Genomic DNA, 14,119 nt, shown 5'->3' with positions numbered 1-14,119 from the left:
ATGACAGTAGCAAACGAAGAATTTCAAACCCTTTCCTTTACCATCATACTTTATGCAGGAAATGCTCGTTCCTTAGCGATGGAAGCTATTAAATTAGCGAAGGAAAATAAAATCTATGAAGCCAAGGAAAAAATAGAAGAATCAAATAGTGAATTTGTGAAAGCGCATCATGAACAAACTCAGCTATTGCAGGATGAAGCAAGTGGTAAGCATAGCGATGTTCCTATCATTCTCGTACATGCACAGGATCACTTGATGACCGCAATGACGGTGAAGGACTTAGCCATTGAAATGATCGATATGTACGAAAAAATGTATCAATTGGAGGCGAAATAAATGAAAATCTTATTAATTTGTTCAGCAGGTATGTCCACCTCAATTTTAGTCGACAAGATGAAAAAAGCAGCAGAAGACAAAGGGATCTCAGCAGAAATAAATGCCGTAGCCGAATCCGAATTGCAAAATCATTTAGATGGCCTAGATGTGGTATTGATCGGGCCACAGGTTCGCTATCTAGAAAAATCTATTAAAGAAAAGGTAGAACCACTTGGTATCCAATGTGAAGTAATCGATCAGATCGCCTATGGAATGATGAAAGGTGATCAAGTATTAGAGCAGGCAATAAAACTAGCAGATAAAAAGTAGTGGTAGCAACCCGGGCTTTAAAGAGTTCGGGTTGTTCTATGGGGAAAAGTAGCCATACCGAATGAAGAAATCCGTTTTAAAGGCCATTTCCACCAAGACTTCGGGTTAAAATGGCACTTATAATCGGTGTAAGAGCCATTTACACCAAATACCTAGCTCAAAATGGCACTTATAATCAGTGCAACTAGAGCTTGCTCGGAAGGTGATGCCTCCCTCTATCTTAGTTCAAACCACCCAAACTCCACACAACGCCGTGAAACTCGTTAATCCTAACATGGAGAGCTCTTATCTAGTGCCTAAGTAATAGAATCCCCACAAAACAATGATTACAAGTAGGATTCTCATAGATTTTTAGTAGGACTTTTCTTTATTAAAGCTTTACTAGAATTTAATAGTTTATCAACATTCATCTAGTATTTTGTAACTGTAAGCAAAATAAAATATTTAGGGAGTTGGTAAAGAATGTTCAAGAAGATTGGTGCGATTGCACTTAGTACAGGCCTTGTTTTATCTGCAGTAAGCATTCCTGTTTTAGCGGACAAGCCCGATTCACCAGGTAAAGGAAATGGATGGGGAAAAGGTGGAAAGAAGATAGAGAACGTCATCTACATGATTCCAGATGGGTTCAGTCCAGACTATGCATCCAATTACCGTGCTTACAAGGGAGAGGAAGCAGTTTGGGATGACCATTTAAAAGGGTTATATACCACCAATTCTGCAAACTCTGATATTACAGATTCAGCAGCTGCTGGTACCGCCATGGCTACTGGAGAAAAAACGAATAATGGTGTTATTGGTCTCGACGCAGAAGGTAATGAACTAACATCGATTTTAGATGCAATGGAGAAAAAAGGGAAATCTTCAGGGTTAGTAGCTACTTCTACGATAACTCATGCGACTCCAGCTTCTTTTGTTGCCAATGTAGATGATCGTAATAACCAAACAGAAATTGCTAGACAATATATTGCCAGTGAAGTAGACGTACTTCTTGGTGGAGGGAAAAATATGTTCCTACCAGAATCAGAAGGTGGTAATCAAGAAGAGGCAAATCTATTAGAAGAAGCGAAGGAAGCTAATTTTACATATGTGGAGACACGTGATCAATTAGAGGATGGAACAGATATTGATGTAGAGGATGGCGAAAAATTACTCGGTCTCTTTGCCGATGATGCCCTTGCTCCTGAGCTACATCGCGGGGAAACAGAGGAGCCTAGCATTGCAGAAATGACTGAAGCATCTATTAATGTATTAAACGAAGATAAGGATGGATTCTTCCTTATGGTAGAAGGTAGCCAGATTGACTGGGCAGGTCATGATAATGATGCTGCATGGGCTATGTCTGATGTCGAAGCATTTGAAGAAGCGGTAAAAGTAGCGCTAGACTTTGCGAAAAAGGATGGCAAGACACTAGTCGTAATCGGTGGTGACCATGACACTGGTGGGATGACAACAGGCTCTAATGGTTCAATGGAAGTAAATGCCGATATTTTGCAAGAGGTAACGGCAACTGGGGACCATATGGCTGCCCAATTAAATGAAGATCGTTCCAATGTAAAGGAAGTCGTTGAGGAATATACAAATCTATCCCTTACAGAAGAGGAAGTACAAACGATTAAAGATGCTAGTGAGCCATCTATTGCTATTAATCAAGTAGTAAGTGATTATGCGAATGTTGGTTGGACTAGCTTAAACCATACTGGCGCGGATATCCAGCTATATGCATATGGCCCGCAATCCGATGAGTTTAGCGGATTTTATGACAATACTGACATTCCGAAGAAAATCGCAGACATTTTAAAATTGAAGCTAGATAAATAAACTTAAAATTCTCCCCCCAATAAAGATAGAAGAGCTTACCATCATGGTAAGCTCTTCATTTTGACTCCAATCGTGGAACAAGCCTTCGATGAGATATTAAAATGCGCTAACATTGACAAATCATCAAATGATTACCGTCTAAATCTTTAAAATTAAACCAATGATTATTTTCAATTTCTGTCGTAATCTCTACATTTTTACTTTTCATGTATTGAAAAGCTTCTTCTATATTATTTGTGTTTAAATGAAAAGGTGGCGTTTTATAAATATTCTCCTCTGAAAATATTTTGCTGTCTAATACAATACCTGTTCCGTTCATCGGTAATATGTACAGATGACCAAATAAAATCTCACCATCTGTTGGTAATGCTAATATGTCACAATACCAGTCGCGTGCTTTTTCAATGTCACTAACAGGAATAAATGTAGTTCCAATTTGATTTAATATTGGTTTTGACTTCATAATTTCCCCCTTGATTGTTTATTTTTTCCGTTGCTGAAAGTGTGCTCATAGCTACACTCATCAAGACATTAAAATTTAGTAGCTATCGACTTGCAAATTTTATCTATAAAACCACTCAATGAACAAAATAAATAGGGCAGCGATCGCTACCCTTTTATTTGATTATTCTTCCTCACTATAATTAACGTCAATAATAATTTCAGTATTTTCTACTGAAAAATTTACATTCCATCTAGGATGTATTTTAATTTTATTTCTTTCATCAAGTTCTAACATTCCATGTATCTCATCATTATTTTTAGAAATAAAGATAACTTGTTTCATTTCATCATTAACATAAACATTAATTGACTTATGATATTTAAGTGTAAAACCGTTAAAGTTCATTTTCTTCATAGACTAAATTCACTCCTATTTATCATTTAGATAGAACTTTCCCATTTTTATCTAAGGATGCTTTTCTTTTTCCGCTTTTCTTTAGTTTCCATGCACGTCCGCCATGTCCGGCTGTATCCTTTTCTACTGACCATTTTCCATTTTTAAAAGTACCAGATTTTTTATTAAGGGGAGTCTTACCATGCTTATCCTTAAAAGAACCTAATTTTACTTTTCCCTTTGAATCTAATAAAGATTTCGGTATACCATAATTAGAGGAAATCACCCTTTTTGGGTCGTTAAAAAAATTAGAAATGGTTTTATGTAACCAACTTCCAGCTTTAATGGTAACACCACCAACCACTATTGCACCAGTTGCAACTAATGCAACTTGTCCTATACCAGGAACAAAATAAATGGCAGGAGCCAATGCAAAGAAAGGTTGAACAGATGAACCATTGCTATTATAATCATCATCTAATAAAACAATTTCAGCTGACTTCAAATAATCTTCAAAGTCTTCTGGACTATAAAACTTACCATCTATTAAAATACCATCTACTAAAATCACAAAATTAGAATCATCACCTTGATTAGCACTTTCTTTATCACTTTTCAACTGAGAAGCTTTTACATTAGATAAATCAGATGTCCCCAATGTTGAAAAAACTAAAATAAAAGCTAGAGAAAACATAAATATCTTTTTTATCCATTTCATGTTAAACCCCTTTTTAAATTTTGGTAAATATCTTTTATATCTTACCACGCTAATTACAAATAAACAATATTTTCCAACGGGGTTATTTTATAAAATAATGGTAATGCTAATATGTCACAATACCAGTCGCGTGCCTTTTCAATGTCACTAACAGGAATAAATGTAGTTCCAATTTGATTTAATATTGGTTTTGACTTCATAATTTCCTCCTATTTATAGTGTTTTAACTAATTTGATTTTATCATAACCGCTACTTTTGTTGATTTAATTTCCCAACAATGGATAAAGGACCGTCAATTATTGACGATCCTTTTAGTGAAAGAGGTGAAATAATATTTATATCTTTTAACTTTTATACTCATCAATGATTATTTTTATGATTCTACATGACTCTTCTGCTATCGTTTGGTTAGAATCCTTCTTATCATCATAAGTAATTAAAGCCTTCCATAAAGCCCAACCTCTTGCTCTATTCCAAGTTTCTTCATCCATTTTCAATGCTCTCTTGAATATCTCTCTACTACTGTCATCAAAAAATGTCCATGCCATTGCAGCATCACATGAAGGATCTCCAACACCTAACACGCCAAAATCAATAATGGCACATAACTTTCCATCTTTGACTAGGATATTTCCTGGTGCTACATCACCATGAAGCCATACTGGTTCTTTAGTCCATTTAGAATCTAAGGACAACTGCCATATTTCTTTCAGTAAATGTTCATTAAAAATCTCTTTGTTATTTTCTATTGCCTTTCTTGACTCTTCATCATATACTGCTAAATCTCCACCCCTATAAAAATTATGAACACCTGCAATAGGGCCTTCTTTTGCATCAATAGATTGTAATTCTACTAAAAATCCACCCAAATCTTTGGCAAATTGCTTTTGATCCACTATATTTTCGCGGGTGACTGTCTCGCCTTCTAGCCATTTGTAAATAGACCAAGCGTAAGGATAGTCTTTATTAGGTTTCCCTTTAGCAAGTGGTATAGAAATTGGTAGGGATAGATGCTTAGATAAAAACGGTGGCCATCTATGTTCTTTCTCAACTTGAGGAGCATACCCTTCAGCACTCGGCATTCTTACACTCATATTTTCACCTAAATGAAAAGTTCTGTTGTCGTGTCCGCTCTTTTTAACTGGTTTTATTTTTAAATGGGACCATTCTGGAAATTGCTCTTTTATTAAATGTTGGACCAATTCTACGTTCATATTCATTTTATAAATACCCCTAATTTTTAAATTTTAGGGGAAATACGTTGTCGTCTGGGCTAATTACGCGTTATCCCCTTATATCGATGCCCAAAAAAATTTATTTTCCTTTTCATAAATACCGCCTCCTCTTATTATTTAATATTCTATGTTCATCCTATGTATTCCTCTTGAAAGTAGCTAAAAATGTTATATTGTCTTAAAATAAAAGAAAAAGATAATCGGAGGTGCTTTGATGACAGTCGAAGATCAACAGGATATCGAGGGACTTAAAAAAATCGGTAAAATCGTGGCAACGACAATAAGAGAGATGAAGCGTCAGGTCAGGGCTGGCATGACAACCAAAGAGCTAGATGAAATAGGTGGAGAGATTTTAATGAGCTATGGAGCCGTATCAGCACCTAAAATTACCTATAACTTCCCTGGTTACACTTGTATCAGTATCAATCGTGAAATGGCTCATGGGATCCCAGGGAATCGAAGAATCAAGGAAGGAGATCTTATAAATATTGATGTCTCTGCAGAATTAGGAGGGTATTTTGCTGATGCAGGACAATCTTTTGTGTTTGCCCCCAACAACTCTTCTTTAACGAAACTTTGCGACTATACCCACCATACAATGATGAAGGTGATCCAATCGCTTAAACATAATGTTAAGCTGAATGAAATAGGGCGAATGATTCAACAAGAGGCTAAAAAAGGTGGCTATCATGTTATTATGAACCTGTGCAGTCATGGTATCGGAAAATCACTACATGAAGCACCAACGGAAATTTTACCTTATTATGACAAGCATGATCAACGTTTATTAAAAGAGGGTATGGTTATTACCATCGAGCCTTTTTTAACAACGGGAGCAAATTATGTCGACCAAGGAACAGATGGATGGACATTATATATACCTGACGATAGCTATGGTGCACAGCATGAGCACACCATTATTATTACGAAGGATCAGCCGATTATTACAACGGTAGCATAGGTGTAAACATGATTAAAGAAATAGAAATAGACAAAAAAAGAGAAGCAGAGACTGTGCTGAACCTTCAAATACCAGCCTACAAGGTAGAAGCAGATATAATTGGTTCAGATGAGATCCCCCCATTAAAGGATACGGTAGAAACCATCCAGAGCTGTGAAGAAACTTTTTATGGATATTATTTGCACGAAGAGCTATGTGGGGCGATATCTGTGAAAGTTACCGATGAGGAAGTGGATATCCACCGGCTAATCGTCCACCCTGATCATTTTAGAAAAGGAATTGCACAGAAATTATTAGACTTTGTGGAGAATCAGTTCCAAAATCGTGTCCTAAAAGTAGCAACAGGCGCTAAAAATACACCAGCTGTCCAATTTTACGAAAAGAATGGATTTGAAAAAAGGAAGGAAGTGGCCGTAAGCAAGGAGATCACTTTAACTTTTTTTGAGCGAAGGAATGAATAAAGATATATACGAAAAAATAGCCACTTCTGTGCAGGAAGGAGGCTTTTTTTTATGTCAGATGGATGGGGCAAATCAGCGGGAGAAAGTTCCAAACGATATATAGGACAGTTCGTCGCAGGAAAGCCCTCAAAATGATTGTTATGGCTGATATATTGGACAACTCTCCGAGAGAATCTCCTCAAACTGTCTGATATCCAGAATTTTTTGCTTGCTAGCCTAATTTATCACGGTACTGCTCTACTAACAGCAACCCCTGATGAAAAATCTCCATAAATTTTCAAAAATTACTTTGACAGATAGAGCAATTTACAGTATGATTACTCTATCACGTAGAATAGTGAAGGGAGCAGGAAACAGACCTTATGATAAGAAGTGATATTATTCGCGGCCACTTAGATTCGATCATTTTGCGATTGATTTCAGAAAAAGATCGCTATGGTTATGAAATATCAAAGGAAATTAGTACACGCACCAATAATCGATTTCATATTAAAGAGGCTACCCTATATGCCGTTTTTCAACGATTAGAGAAGAAGGAACTAATTGAGTCCTATTATGGAGATATTTCCAAAGGGGGAAAAAGAAAATATTATCAAATCACGACATTAGGTAAGGCGTATTTAAAGGAAATTGCTGAGGAATGGAAGGAAACAAAGGAAATCATCGATTTATTTATGGAGGGTATTTAAATTGAAGAAAATAAAAGTATATGTCAATGAGTTATTTAAGGATATTCCAGAAAGTGAACAAAAGAATGCAGTTATGCAGGAAGTTACACAAAACCTAGAGGAAAAAGTGCTGGATTTAATGGAACAAGGAAAGGAAGAAGAGGATGCGATCAATAAGGCGATCGTAGATTTTGGTGATATTGACGATTTAAAAAAAGAACTAGGAGTCAAATCAGCCTTACCAAAACCAAAAAAGAACATGACCAAATTAAATCTTGGCTATTCGATCTGGGGCAGTGCGTTAATCATCGGATTATTCGTCTTTATTAATTTCTATTATTCCCCTGATATTATCTGGTTTGTTTACCCAACATTTGCCGTATTATGGTGGCCATTAACGATGTACTTTAGATGGCTACGTACAAAGGAGAATGCGAAATGAGTCGTTATGCAACAGGCTTTTCTATTGCAGGAAGTGTCCTAACTATTGCCTTTTTAATTGTCGTTAATCTAATAACTAATGGCTCTCATCCATGGTTTATTTATCCTTCTTTTGTGTTATTGCTTTGGCCAATTAGCCATTATTTTATAGTAAAAGGAGAACAGAAAAAATTTTCAATGGTATGCAGCCTACTGATTATTGGCTTCCTTTTCGTGGTCAATTATATCCAAACACCAGAATACCCATGGTTTCTTTACCCGATACTACCGATCTTGTGGTGGCCGATTCTTATCTATTTAGGAAAACGTGCGAAATCATTGGCAGTTGCTATGGTAGGGAGCACAAGTATTATGCTTTATTACATTATTCTCAATATCTTTCTTGCACCAGGTCATCCTTGGGCGATTTATCCGATATTTGCGGTGCTGTGGTGGCCACTTGCAATCTATCATGCACAGAAGAGGAGCTATGTTGCCTTCTCTGTTCATGCAAGCCTACTAATTGGCATCTTTTTCCTTACGGTTAATATGATTACCTCACCAGACACGATCTGGGCAGTATACCCAATATTCGCTGTAATTTGGTGGCCACTTAGTATGTATTACTTTGTGCATAAAAGAAAATCGGAAGTGTAACAGGGAGGAAGTAAAGGCGTGGAAGATAGAAAAATTTATATTTTATTTACAGATACTGGGACGCTTTTTACAAGGTTAATTAAAATTTATACGAGAGAATCCTACAATCATGTTTCCATTGCCTTTGATGATCAATTAGAGGAAATCTATAGCTTTGGTCGCAAAAAGCCAACCAATCCTTTTATTGGAGGATTTATTCGAGAAAGGTTGAAGGAAGGGCTATTTAAACGAGCGAAATGTGTAATCTATAGCTGTCGTGTTTCTGAGCAGGAATATAAGCAGATGCGCGCCAAAGTGAAAAAGATCGAACGTGAGAAAGAAAAGTATCGATACAATTTGATCGGTCTACTTGCGATCATTCTCCACTTTGATCTAAATCGAAAAAATGCTTTCTTTTGCTCCCAATTTGTCGCAACGATATTGAATGAGAAGAAAGGGCTACTAATGAAACCACCAAGCTTAACAACACCGAGGGATTTAATGAACATAGACGAATTCAATTTTGTTTATCAAGGGATGCTTCACACATATCCAGTCCCGGAGGAATTAGTGACCATGCATTTAGAGAGAATTTCGGAGAGATTGGTGGGATAGCGATCAAAATGCTTGGATCATCCAAGCATTTTGATTATGAATCCTTATTTAGCATTTGGAATGATATGTTTATTAAAAAATATAGCTAATCCCAGCATAAAGCTAATAAGTCCAAAACCAAAAGTGAAATTTGTGATACTCCAAATATACGGTGGTGTTAAATCTTTAACCGTTTGTATTTGGTGTACATTACCATCAATTGATAAAAAAATAAGAACCTTTTCAAGTCCACTTAACCCCATAAGTAAAATCCCTGAAAAAATAAAAACTATGCCAAGGTTCTTCATTGTTTCCTCCCTATTTAATTTGTAATAACCCCATCCTAACAATAGGACAGGGTATACTTAAAGCGCTTATCTTAAGTTACTTCTGTATTAGTTGAATAAGATTGCCACAGGTATCATCCAATACAGCTATGATCATCTCACCCATTTTGGTTGGTTCCATAGTAAACTTAACGTTTATTTCCTTTAAACGCTCATACTCTTTGTAAATATCTGCAACACCAAACATGGTTGCAGGGATGCCGTCCTCAAATATCCTCTTTTGATACTCTTTTGCTGCAGGGTGATCATTAGGCTCGAGTAAAACCTCTGGACCGTTTTGATCATCTGGAGACACTACCGTCATCCACCTATATTCTCCGGCAGGCTCGTCTTCTTTTTTTACAAATCCTAATTTTTCCGTATAAAACGCCAATGCCTTGTACTGATCATTTACGAATAAACTTGTTACAATGATTTTCATCCTATTGTTACCTCCTATAAAATTAGATCGTTGGGATTAATCTATCCATCCTTTAAGCAAATATTTAAGTGGTTCGTTGTTGAATAGAAGTACTCGATATTTCCCCTTTCTTTTTGATTTTATGAGTCCAGCACCTTCCAATACAGATAGGTGTTTAGCTATCGCCTGTCGTGAAATGGAAAGGTCGTGCTTCATAATGAGACGTGCGGTAAGTTCATACAACGTAAGTTCGTTTCGTTCAGATAGTTCGTCTAATATAAGACGTCGGGTCGAATCACCAAGTGCTTTGAATATAGCGTCCTTATTCCCTTTCATAAAACGATTATATGCAACCATGTAGTTGCTTGTAAAGTAACAAAACTGAAAAGTTGCCTATAATTCGAATCTAAAGACGAAGAGTAAGCAATGATGATATTAAGCGTGAAACGCAAGGTCAAGAGGAATTGTCAGGTGTTTACAAGAGGTTTCGGAAAGGTTGGTGGGATAACGAATAACGTAACAAAATAACCCTTCTTATGCGTAACAGCAATGAAGGGTTATTTCGTTTATATAGCCTTAACATCTTAAAGTTATATTTTCATTTTTCTCTTATCGAAGCCAAGCCTCTAGTAGCTCCTGCTCCTTTTCTAGAGATATTCCCCCTTTCTGTACAGTATACTTACTTTCCTTTATCCATTGATACACATCATGAATGGTTTCTTCAAGAGGTCGGAAGGAAAGACCTGCATTAACCGCTTTTTCTATATTGATCAAAAAAGTACCTTTCCACGGTTCTTTCTCGCCCTCTAAAGGAAAGTGTTCAGGAGCCCATAAAGGCATTTCCGTCCATGGTTGAACTTGATGGTCTAATAAAAACGATTCATCTGCCCAGATAAATTCGGTCTCGTTGTTTGTAACCATTTTACAGGTATTCAATAGCTCTTTTATAGTCAACTCATTCCTCGGGCCAGTGACATTAAACGTACCTGCTTTTCTGTTTTCCGCCATATCGAACACCCATGTGGCTAAATCTTTTACGTCTATCAATTGCACCGGTCGATCTGAACGCCCTGGCACTAATACTCGACCCCCATGCGCTACACGCTGAATCCAGTAGGGAAGACGATCCGTATAGTCATACGGCCCAACTAGTAAGCCTGCTCTTATTTGCAAAACACGTCCTGGCCATTGCTTCTCTGCTTCTTTTTCACAAAGTACCTTCAGCGCACCGTAGTACTCGTAAGGAGAGATTTTGCCATTCTCAATTTCTTTCATTTTATCAGTGGTCGGCATTTTGGATGTTAAAGGGTACGCTTCTGTAATATGGGGTGGGATCCAGTCTTTATAAGCTGAGATGCTCGAAATATAGGTATATTGCTCGATGGAATCTCCAAGTACAGAAGCGATGTTTTTAATTTGATGAGGGGCAAATCCGCATGTGTCCATGACAACATCCCATTTCCGCTTCTTAAGAACGGATACATCACTGTCTCTATTACCGATTAGCTGCTCGACCTCAGGAAACGCTTCTTTATGGTTTCCACGATTAAATAAGGTAATTTCATGCCCTCTTTTTAATGCTTCCTCGACTAATGCTTTACCTAAAAAACGAGTACCCCCTAATATAAGAATCTTCATAGCTCTCCTCCATTCCAGTTAAACTACTATTCATCTTATAAAACGTTTTTTCTTCGTGAATAGTTACGGGAAGTAGGGAAAAATTTTTAAGAGAGATTGCTTTTGGTTGTTGAACTATACAGTTTAAAGATTGTCCTTTTTCGAATGGCAACAAGAATTCGTCTCAACAGTGTCTTCATATTCATCATGTCGTCGTAGCCATGTCTTGCCATTGCCGTCACTACGTCCTGGTGGCAGCTCCCAGTCCTCCTGTCTACCTAACGCTGTCAGGTCAAGGTAGTTGAACATGCCAATCAGTATATCTGTCCCACGGGCGTAGGTCGTATAGGTGTGGAAAATTCTATCGCCATCGCGTAGAAAGGAACTAACTCCCGGCACTTCCATTGACTGCCCTGAATCCACAGGTACCCCTTGCTGAACAAGCTCGTTCTTGTCCAGATAGTTATATTCTATTGGAGCGACGGATTCATCCAGTGTCACGTGAAAATCATAGTTAAAGTTGCTATCATAGGATGAGTACCAAGGGATGTTCCAGCCCATGCGTTCCTTGTAGCGTTGCAGCTTGGGAAGTGGGGCACGGGAGATGAGTGCTAGTGATGTGTTACGTGCATAAAGGTGGGCGAGATGACCGATGTTGTCGGCAGCCAACGAGCAAGCCGGACAGCCCGCTTCCCACTCAGGATCGAACATGAAGTGATGCACGATAAGCTGAGGGCGTCTTTCAAATAGATCAAGCAAACGGGCCTTGCCATTTGGCCCATCCAAGACATAGTCCTTATCCAACTCTACCATTGGGAGGCGACGACGTTCAGCACTTAGTGCATCACGCGCCTTCGTGAATTCCTTCTCTTTAGCGAGCAATTCCTTACGCGCCTCCAGCCATTCGTCACGTGATACGATATTTGGTAGCTGCAGATGATTTTGCGTTTTCATCTTATCTACTCCCTTCTTGTTTTATTCACCATACCACAAATGACGGTTTTAGACTTCTCTTCGATTGCTTATTTTTCTCACTTTTGTGTAGATAGTCGGTGACAACGTTGATAACAATTAAAGTTATATGGTTGTATATCTTCTTCGATTTTTCTAGCCTGAAATCCATGTTCTGATAGATAGGTTAATAGAATAGACAAATGGTCGGCTGTATTTTGTTTATCATGCATCAGAATTATAGGTGTTACTCCGGCTTTATCTAACTTTTCTATTTGTCCAATCACCGAATCTACATATTCTTCATCAGATAAAGACCAATCACTGCTGTCTACATTCCAATCCCACACTTTAAATCCATTGCTGTCTAAAACCTTCCGAAATGATTCCGTTAAATACGGAACACTACCATATGGTGTTCGAATCAGATTGGACTGGACCCCAGTTATATGTTGAAGTGTCTTCTGAGCGGTGGTCATTTCTTCCAGGGCAGCTTGTTCTGATTGATAAAAATGGTAGATGTCATGGGTCACACCATGTAACCCGACAGCATGACCTTCCTCTACGATTTGTTCAACGACTTCTGGTGATTCCTTCATGGAAGGTTCTAGCATGAAAAAGGTCGCCGTAGCATGAAATTGGTGTAAAGCAGCTAAAATCTCAGATGTTGCAGCAGTAGGGCCGTCATCAAAGGTTAAGTAGACAGTCTTTTTAGTATTTTCTTGTGAATGGTTAGATTTTAAGGATGTTTGATTATCAGATTCTGCTTTTTTGTTAGGAGTTGTAATCGCAGAATTATTTATCCTTGATTCCCTTCGATCACCATCAAAATCACTTTGACAGGCATAAAGAATAACCAAACAGGCAAGGAAAATAAATAGTATAGGCTTTTTCATGGTAAGACCTCGATTCTCTTTGTTTTTGTGCTTGTTGAAAGATTAATATAATGAACGAAAAAAGCGATAAATCTGAAATGGAATTAAACTAAAAATGAAAAAGTAAAAGCCATCCTTTTTGTGGGATGGCCTATCAGAAAACTTTAGATATTGCTAAGAAATCCATTCCAAAATGCCTTGTTCTTCTGATTTTTCTCTATATTCTTTAATCCCTTTAACTATGGAAGTGGCAACACGTGATTGAAATTCGTCAGTCCACATTTTGGATTCTTCCTGAGGATTCGTCATATAGCCTACTTCTATTAAAGCAGCTGGCATATTCGTATCTTTTACAACAAATAGTTCTTCCTTTTTAATCCCTCTATCTCTAAATTCAGTGGCTTCCACTACATGCTTCTGTATGATCTGAGCCAATTGGCGGGAATGTTTATGATAATAAAACGTTTCTGTTCCCGAGACAGTGGAATCGGAAAAAGTGTTACCATGAATAGATAGAAATACATCCGCATCTTGCTTGTTGGCATATTTCGGTCTGTCTCGACTTTCTTGTGAAAGAAAACTATCATCGGTTCTTGTCATTAAAACTTCTATTTGTGGCTCGTCCTCCAACAGCTTTTGCACCTTTTTGGACAAGCTTAAAGTGAAATTCTTTTCATACTGGCCACTAGCACCTGTTGCCCCGTTATCCTTACCACCATGTCCAGGATCAATGACAACCTTAAAAGCGGTATCACTACTTTTAGTGTTTTCCTTGTCCTTGTTAGGAGTAGCACTATCCTTGTGTTGATTGTCAGGATTGCTCGCGCAGGCTGATACGATTAGCAGTGGAAAAAGAACCAATAGGATAAGCCATATTTTTGTTTTTCTATTAATTTGTCGTAACATCATCGTAAATCTTTCCTCTCTTTTTTGT

At 37.6% G+C, this 14,119-nt stretch carries 20 protein-coding genes and 1 pseudogene; 9 read left to right on the top strand and 12 right to left on the bottom strand.

The window, feature by feature from the left end:
* From ACZ5R4_RS13030 to ACZ5R4_RS13020, 3 genes are all read left to right on the top strand, one after another.
* Nucleotides 1-336: a PTS lactose/cellobiose transporter subunit IIA gene (locus ACZ5R4_RS13030; RefSeq protein ID WP_054860796.1), complete on the top strand. Its 336-nt coding sequence runs from the start codon at nucleotides 1-3 to the stop codon at nucleotides 334-336.
* The gene (locus ACZ5R4_RS13025) at nucleotides 337-645 is read left to right on the top strand and encodes a PTS sugar transporter subunit IIB (RefSeq protein WP_054860795.1); all 309 of its coding nucleotides are present in this window, start codon (nucleotides 337-339) and stop codon (nucleotides 643-645) included. It begins immediately after the preceding gene.
* A gap of 462 nt (nucleotides 646-1,107) precedes the next feature.
* On the top strand, nucleotides 1,108-2,463 hold the full coding sequence (locus tag ACZ5R4_RS13020; protein ID WP_464367469.1) for an alkaline phosphatase: 1,356 nt from the start codon (nucleotides 1,108-1,110) through the stop codon (nucleotides 2,461-2,463).
* 106 nt (nucleotides 2,464-2,569) lie between these two features.
* Here ACZ5R4_RS13020 and ACZ5R4_RS13015 read toward each other — a convergent pair whose 3' ends face one another.
* From ACZ5R4_RS13015 to ACZ5R4_RS12995, 5 genes and pseudogenes are all read right to left on the bottom strand, one after another.
* Complete coding sequence (locus ACZ5R4_RS13015) at nucleotides 2,570-2,926, bottom strand: VOC family protein (RefSeq protein WP_054860793.1); 357 nt, start codon at nucleotides 2,924-2,926, stop codon at nucleotides 2,570-2,572.
* 162 nt (nucleotides 2,927-3,088) lie between these two features.
* Nucleotides 3,089-3,322: a hypothetical protein gene (locus ACZ5R4_RS13010; protein ID WP_054789219.1), complete on the bottom strand. Its 234-nt coding sequence runs from the start codon at nucleotides 3,320-3,322 to the stop codon at nucleotides 3,089-3,091.
* A 22-nt stretch (nucleotides 3,323-3,344) separates the two neighbouring features.
* Entirely contained in the window at nucleotides 3,345-4,019 is a 675-nt protein-coding gene (locus ACZ5R4_RS13005) for a hypothetical protein (protein WP_109983386.1), read from the bottom strand.
* Between the two features lie 101 nt (nucleotides 4,020-4,120).
* Nucleotides 4,121-4,219: pseudogene (locus ACZ5R4_RS13000) on the bottom strand (VOC family protein); the annotation flags it as partial.
* Between the two features lie 145 nt (nucleotides 4,220-4,364).
* Nucleotides 4,365-5,240, bottom strand: a complete 876-nt coding sequence (locus ACZ5R4_RS12995; protein ID WP_464367468.1) for an aminoglycoside phosphotransferase family protein — start codon at nucleotides 5,238-5,240, stop codon at nucleotides 4,365-4,367.
* A gap of 229 nt (nucleotides 5,241-5,469) precedes the next feature.
* Between ACZ5R4_RS12995 and map the strand changes: the two genes are divergently transcribed.
* From map to ACZ5R4_RS12965, 6 genes are all read left to right on the top strand, one after another.
* Nucleotides 5,470-6,216: a type I methionyl aminopeptidase gene (map, locus tag ACZ5R4_RS12990; protein WP_109983384.1), complete on the top strand. Its 747-nt coding sequence runs from the start codon at nucleotides 5,470-5,472 to the stop codon at nucleotides 6,214-6,216.
* Nucleotides 6,217-6,224: 8 nt separating this feature from the next.
* A complete protein-coding gene (locus ACZ5R4_RS12985) occupies nucleotides 6,225-6,677 on the top strand; it encodes a GNAT family N-acetyltransferase (RefSeq protein WP_109983383.1) in 453 nt (150 codons plus the stop codon).
* A gap of 362 nt (nucleotides 6,678-7,039) precedes the next feature.
* Nucleotides 7,040-7,366 carry a PadR family transcriptional regulator gene (locus ACZ5R4_RS12980; protein ID WP_054789214.1) on the top strand — a complete coding sequence of 109 codons (327 nt, stop codon included), beginning with the start codon at nucleotides 7,040-7,042 and terminating at the stop codon, nucleotides 7,364-7,366.
* 1 nt (nucleotide 7,367) lies between these two features.
* Nucleotides 7,368-7,787, top strand: a complete 420-nt coding sequence (locus tag ACZ5R4_RS12975) for a permease prefix domain 1-containing protein (RefSeq protein ID WP_054860790.1) — start codon at nucleotides 7,368-7,370, stop codon at nucleotides 7,785-7,787.
* Nucleotides 7,784-8,422, top strand: a complete 639-nt coding sequence (locus ACZ5R4_RS12970; RefSeq protein ID WP_464367467.1) for a hypothetical protein — start codon at nucleotides 7,784-7,786, stop codon at nucleotides 8,420-8,422. Before ACZ5R4_RS12975 ends, ACZ5R4_RS12970 begins: the two co-directional genes overlap by 4 nt.
* 18 nt (nucleotides 8,423-8,440) lie before the next feature.
* The gene (locus ACZ5R4_RS12965) at nucleotides 8,441-9,016 is read left to right on the top strand and encodes a hypothetical protein (RefSeq protein WP_054860789.1); all 576 of its coding nucleotides are present in this window, start codon (nucleotides 8,441-8,443) and stop codon (nucleotides 9,014-9,016) included.
* Between the two features lie 44 nt (nucleotides 9,017-9,060).
* Here the strand turns inward: ACZ5R4_RS12965 and ACZ5R4_RS12960 are convergent, their stop codons facing one another.
* From ACZ5R4_RS12960 to ACZ5R4_RS12930, 7 genes are all read right to left on the bottom strand, one after another.
* Nucleotides 9,061-9,303, bottom strand: coding sequence for a hypothetical protein (locus tag ACZ5R4_RS12960; RefSeq protein ID WP_464367466.1), 243 nt, complete (start codon nucleotides 9,301-9,303; stop codon nucleotides 9,061-9,063).
* 76 nt (nucleotides 9,304-9,379) lie between these two features.
* Nucleotides 9,380-9,763: a VOC family protein gene (locus tag ACZ5R4_RS12955; protein ID WP_054860788.1), complete on the bottom strand. Its 384-nt coding sequence runs from the start codon at nucleotides 9,761-9,763 to the stop codon at nucleotides 9,380-9,382.
* A gap of 36 nt (nucleotides 9,764-9,799) precedes the next feature.
* Nucleotides 9,800-10,078, bottom strand: coding sequence for an ArsR/SmtB family transcription factor (locus ACZ5R4_RS12950; RefSeq protein WP_054789369.1), 279 nt, complete (start codon nucleotides 10,076-10,078; stop codon nucleotides 9,800-9,802).
* Nucleotides 10,079-10,351: 273 nt separating this feature from the next.
* Nucleotides 10,352-11,380, bottom strand: coding sequence for an SDR family oxidoreductase (locus tag ACZ5R4_RS12945; protein WP_464367465.1), 1,029 nt, complete (start codon nucleotides 11,378-11,380; stop codon nucleotides 10,352-10,354).
* 123 nt (nucleotides 11,381-11,503) lie between these two features.
* A complete protein-coding gene (locus ACZ5R4_RS12940) occupies nucleotides 11,504-12,313 on the bottom strand; it encodes a DUF899 family protein (protein WP_054860786.1) in 810 nt (269 codons plus the stop codon).
* A 77-nt stretch (nucleotides 12,314-12,390) separates the two neighbouring features.
* The gene (locus ACZ5R4_RS12935) at nucleotides 12,391-13,206 is read right to left on the bottom strand and encodes a polysaccharide deacetylase family protein (RefSeq protein ID WP_464367464.1); all 816 of its coding nucleotides are present in this window, start codon (nucleotides 13,204-13,206) and stop codon (nucleotides 12,391-12,393) included.
* A 153-nt stretch (nucleotides 13,207-13,359) separates the two neighbouring features.
* Complete coding sequence (locus tag ACZ5R4_RS12930) at nucleotides 13,360-14,091, bottom strand: N-acetylmuramoyl-L-alanine amidase family protein (protein ID WP_109983472.1); 732 nt, start codon at nucleotides 14,089-14,091, stop codon at nucleotides 13,360-13,362.
* Nucleotides 14,092-14,119 lie beyond the last annotated feature (28 nt).

The sequence above is a fragment of the Gracilibacillus sp. JCM 18860 genome (assembly GCF_055395245.1).
Note: the sequence above shows the minus strand (reverse complement) of the source record. Positions and strands in the feature narration are given on the sequence as shown.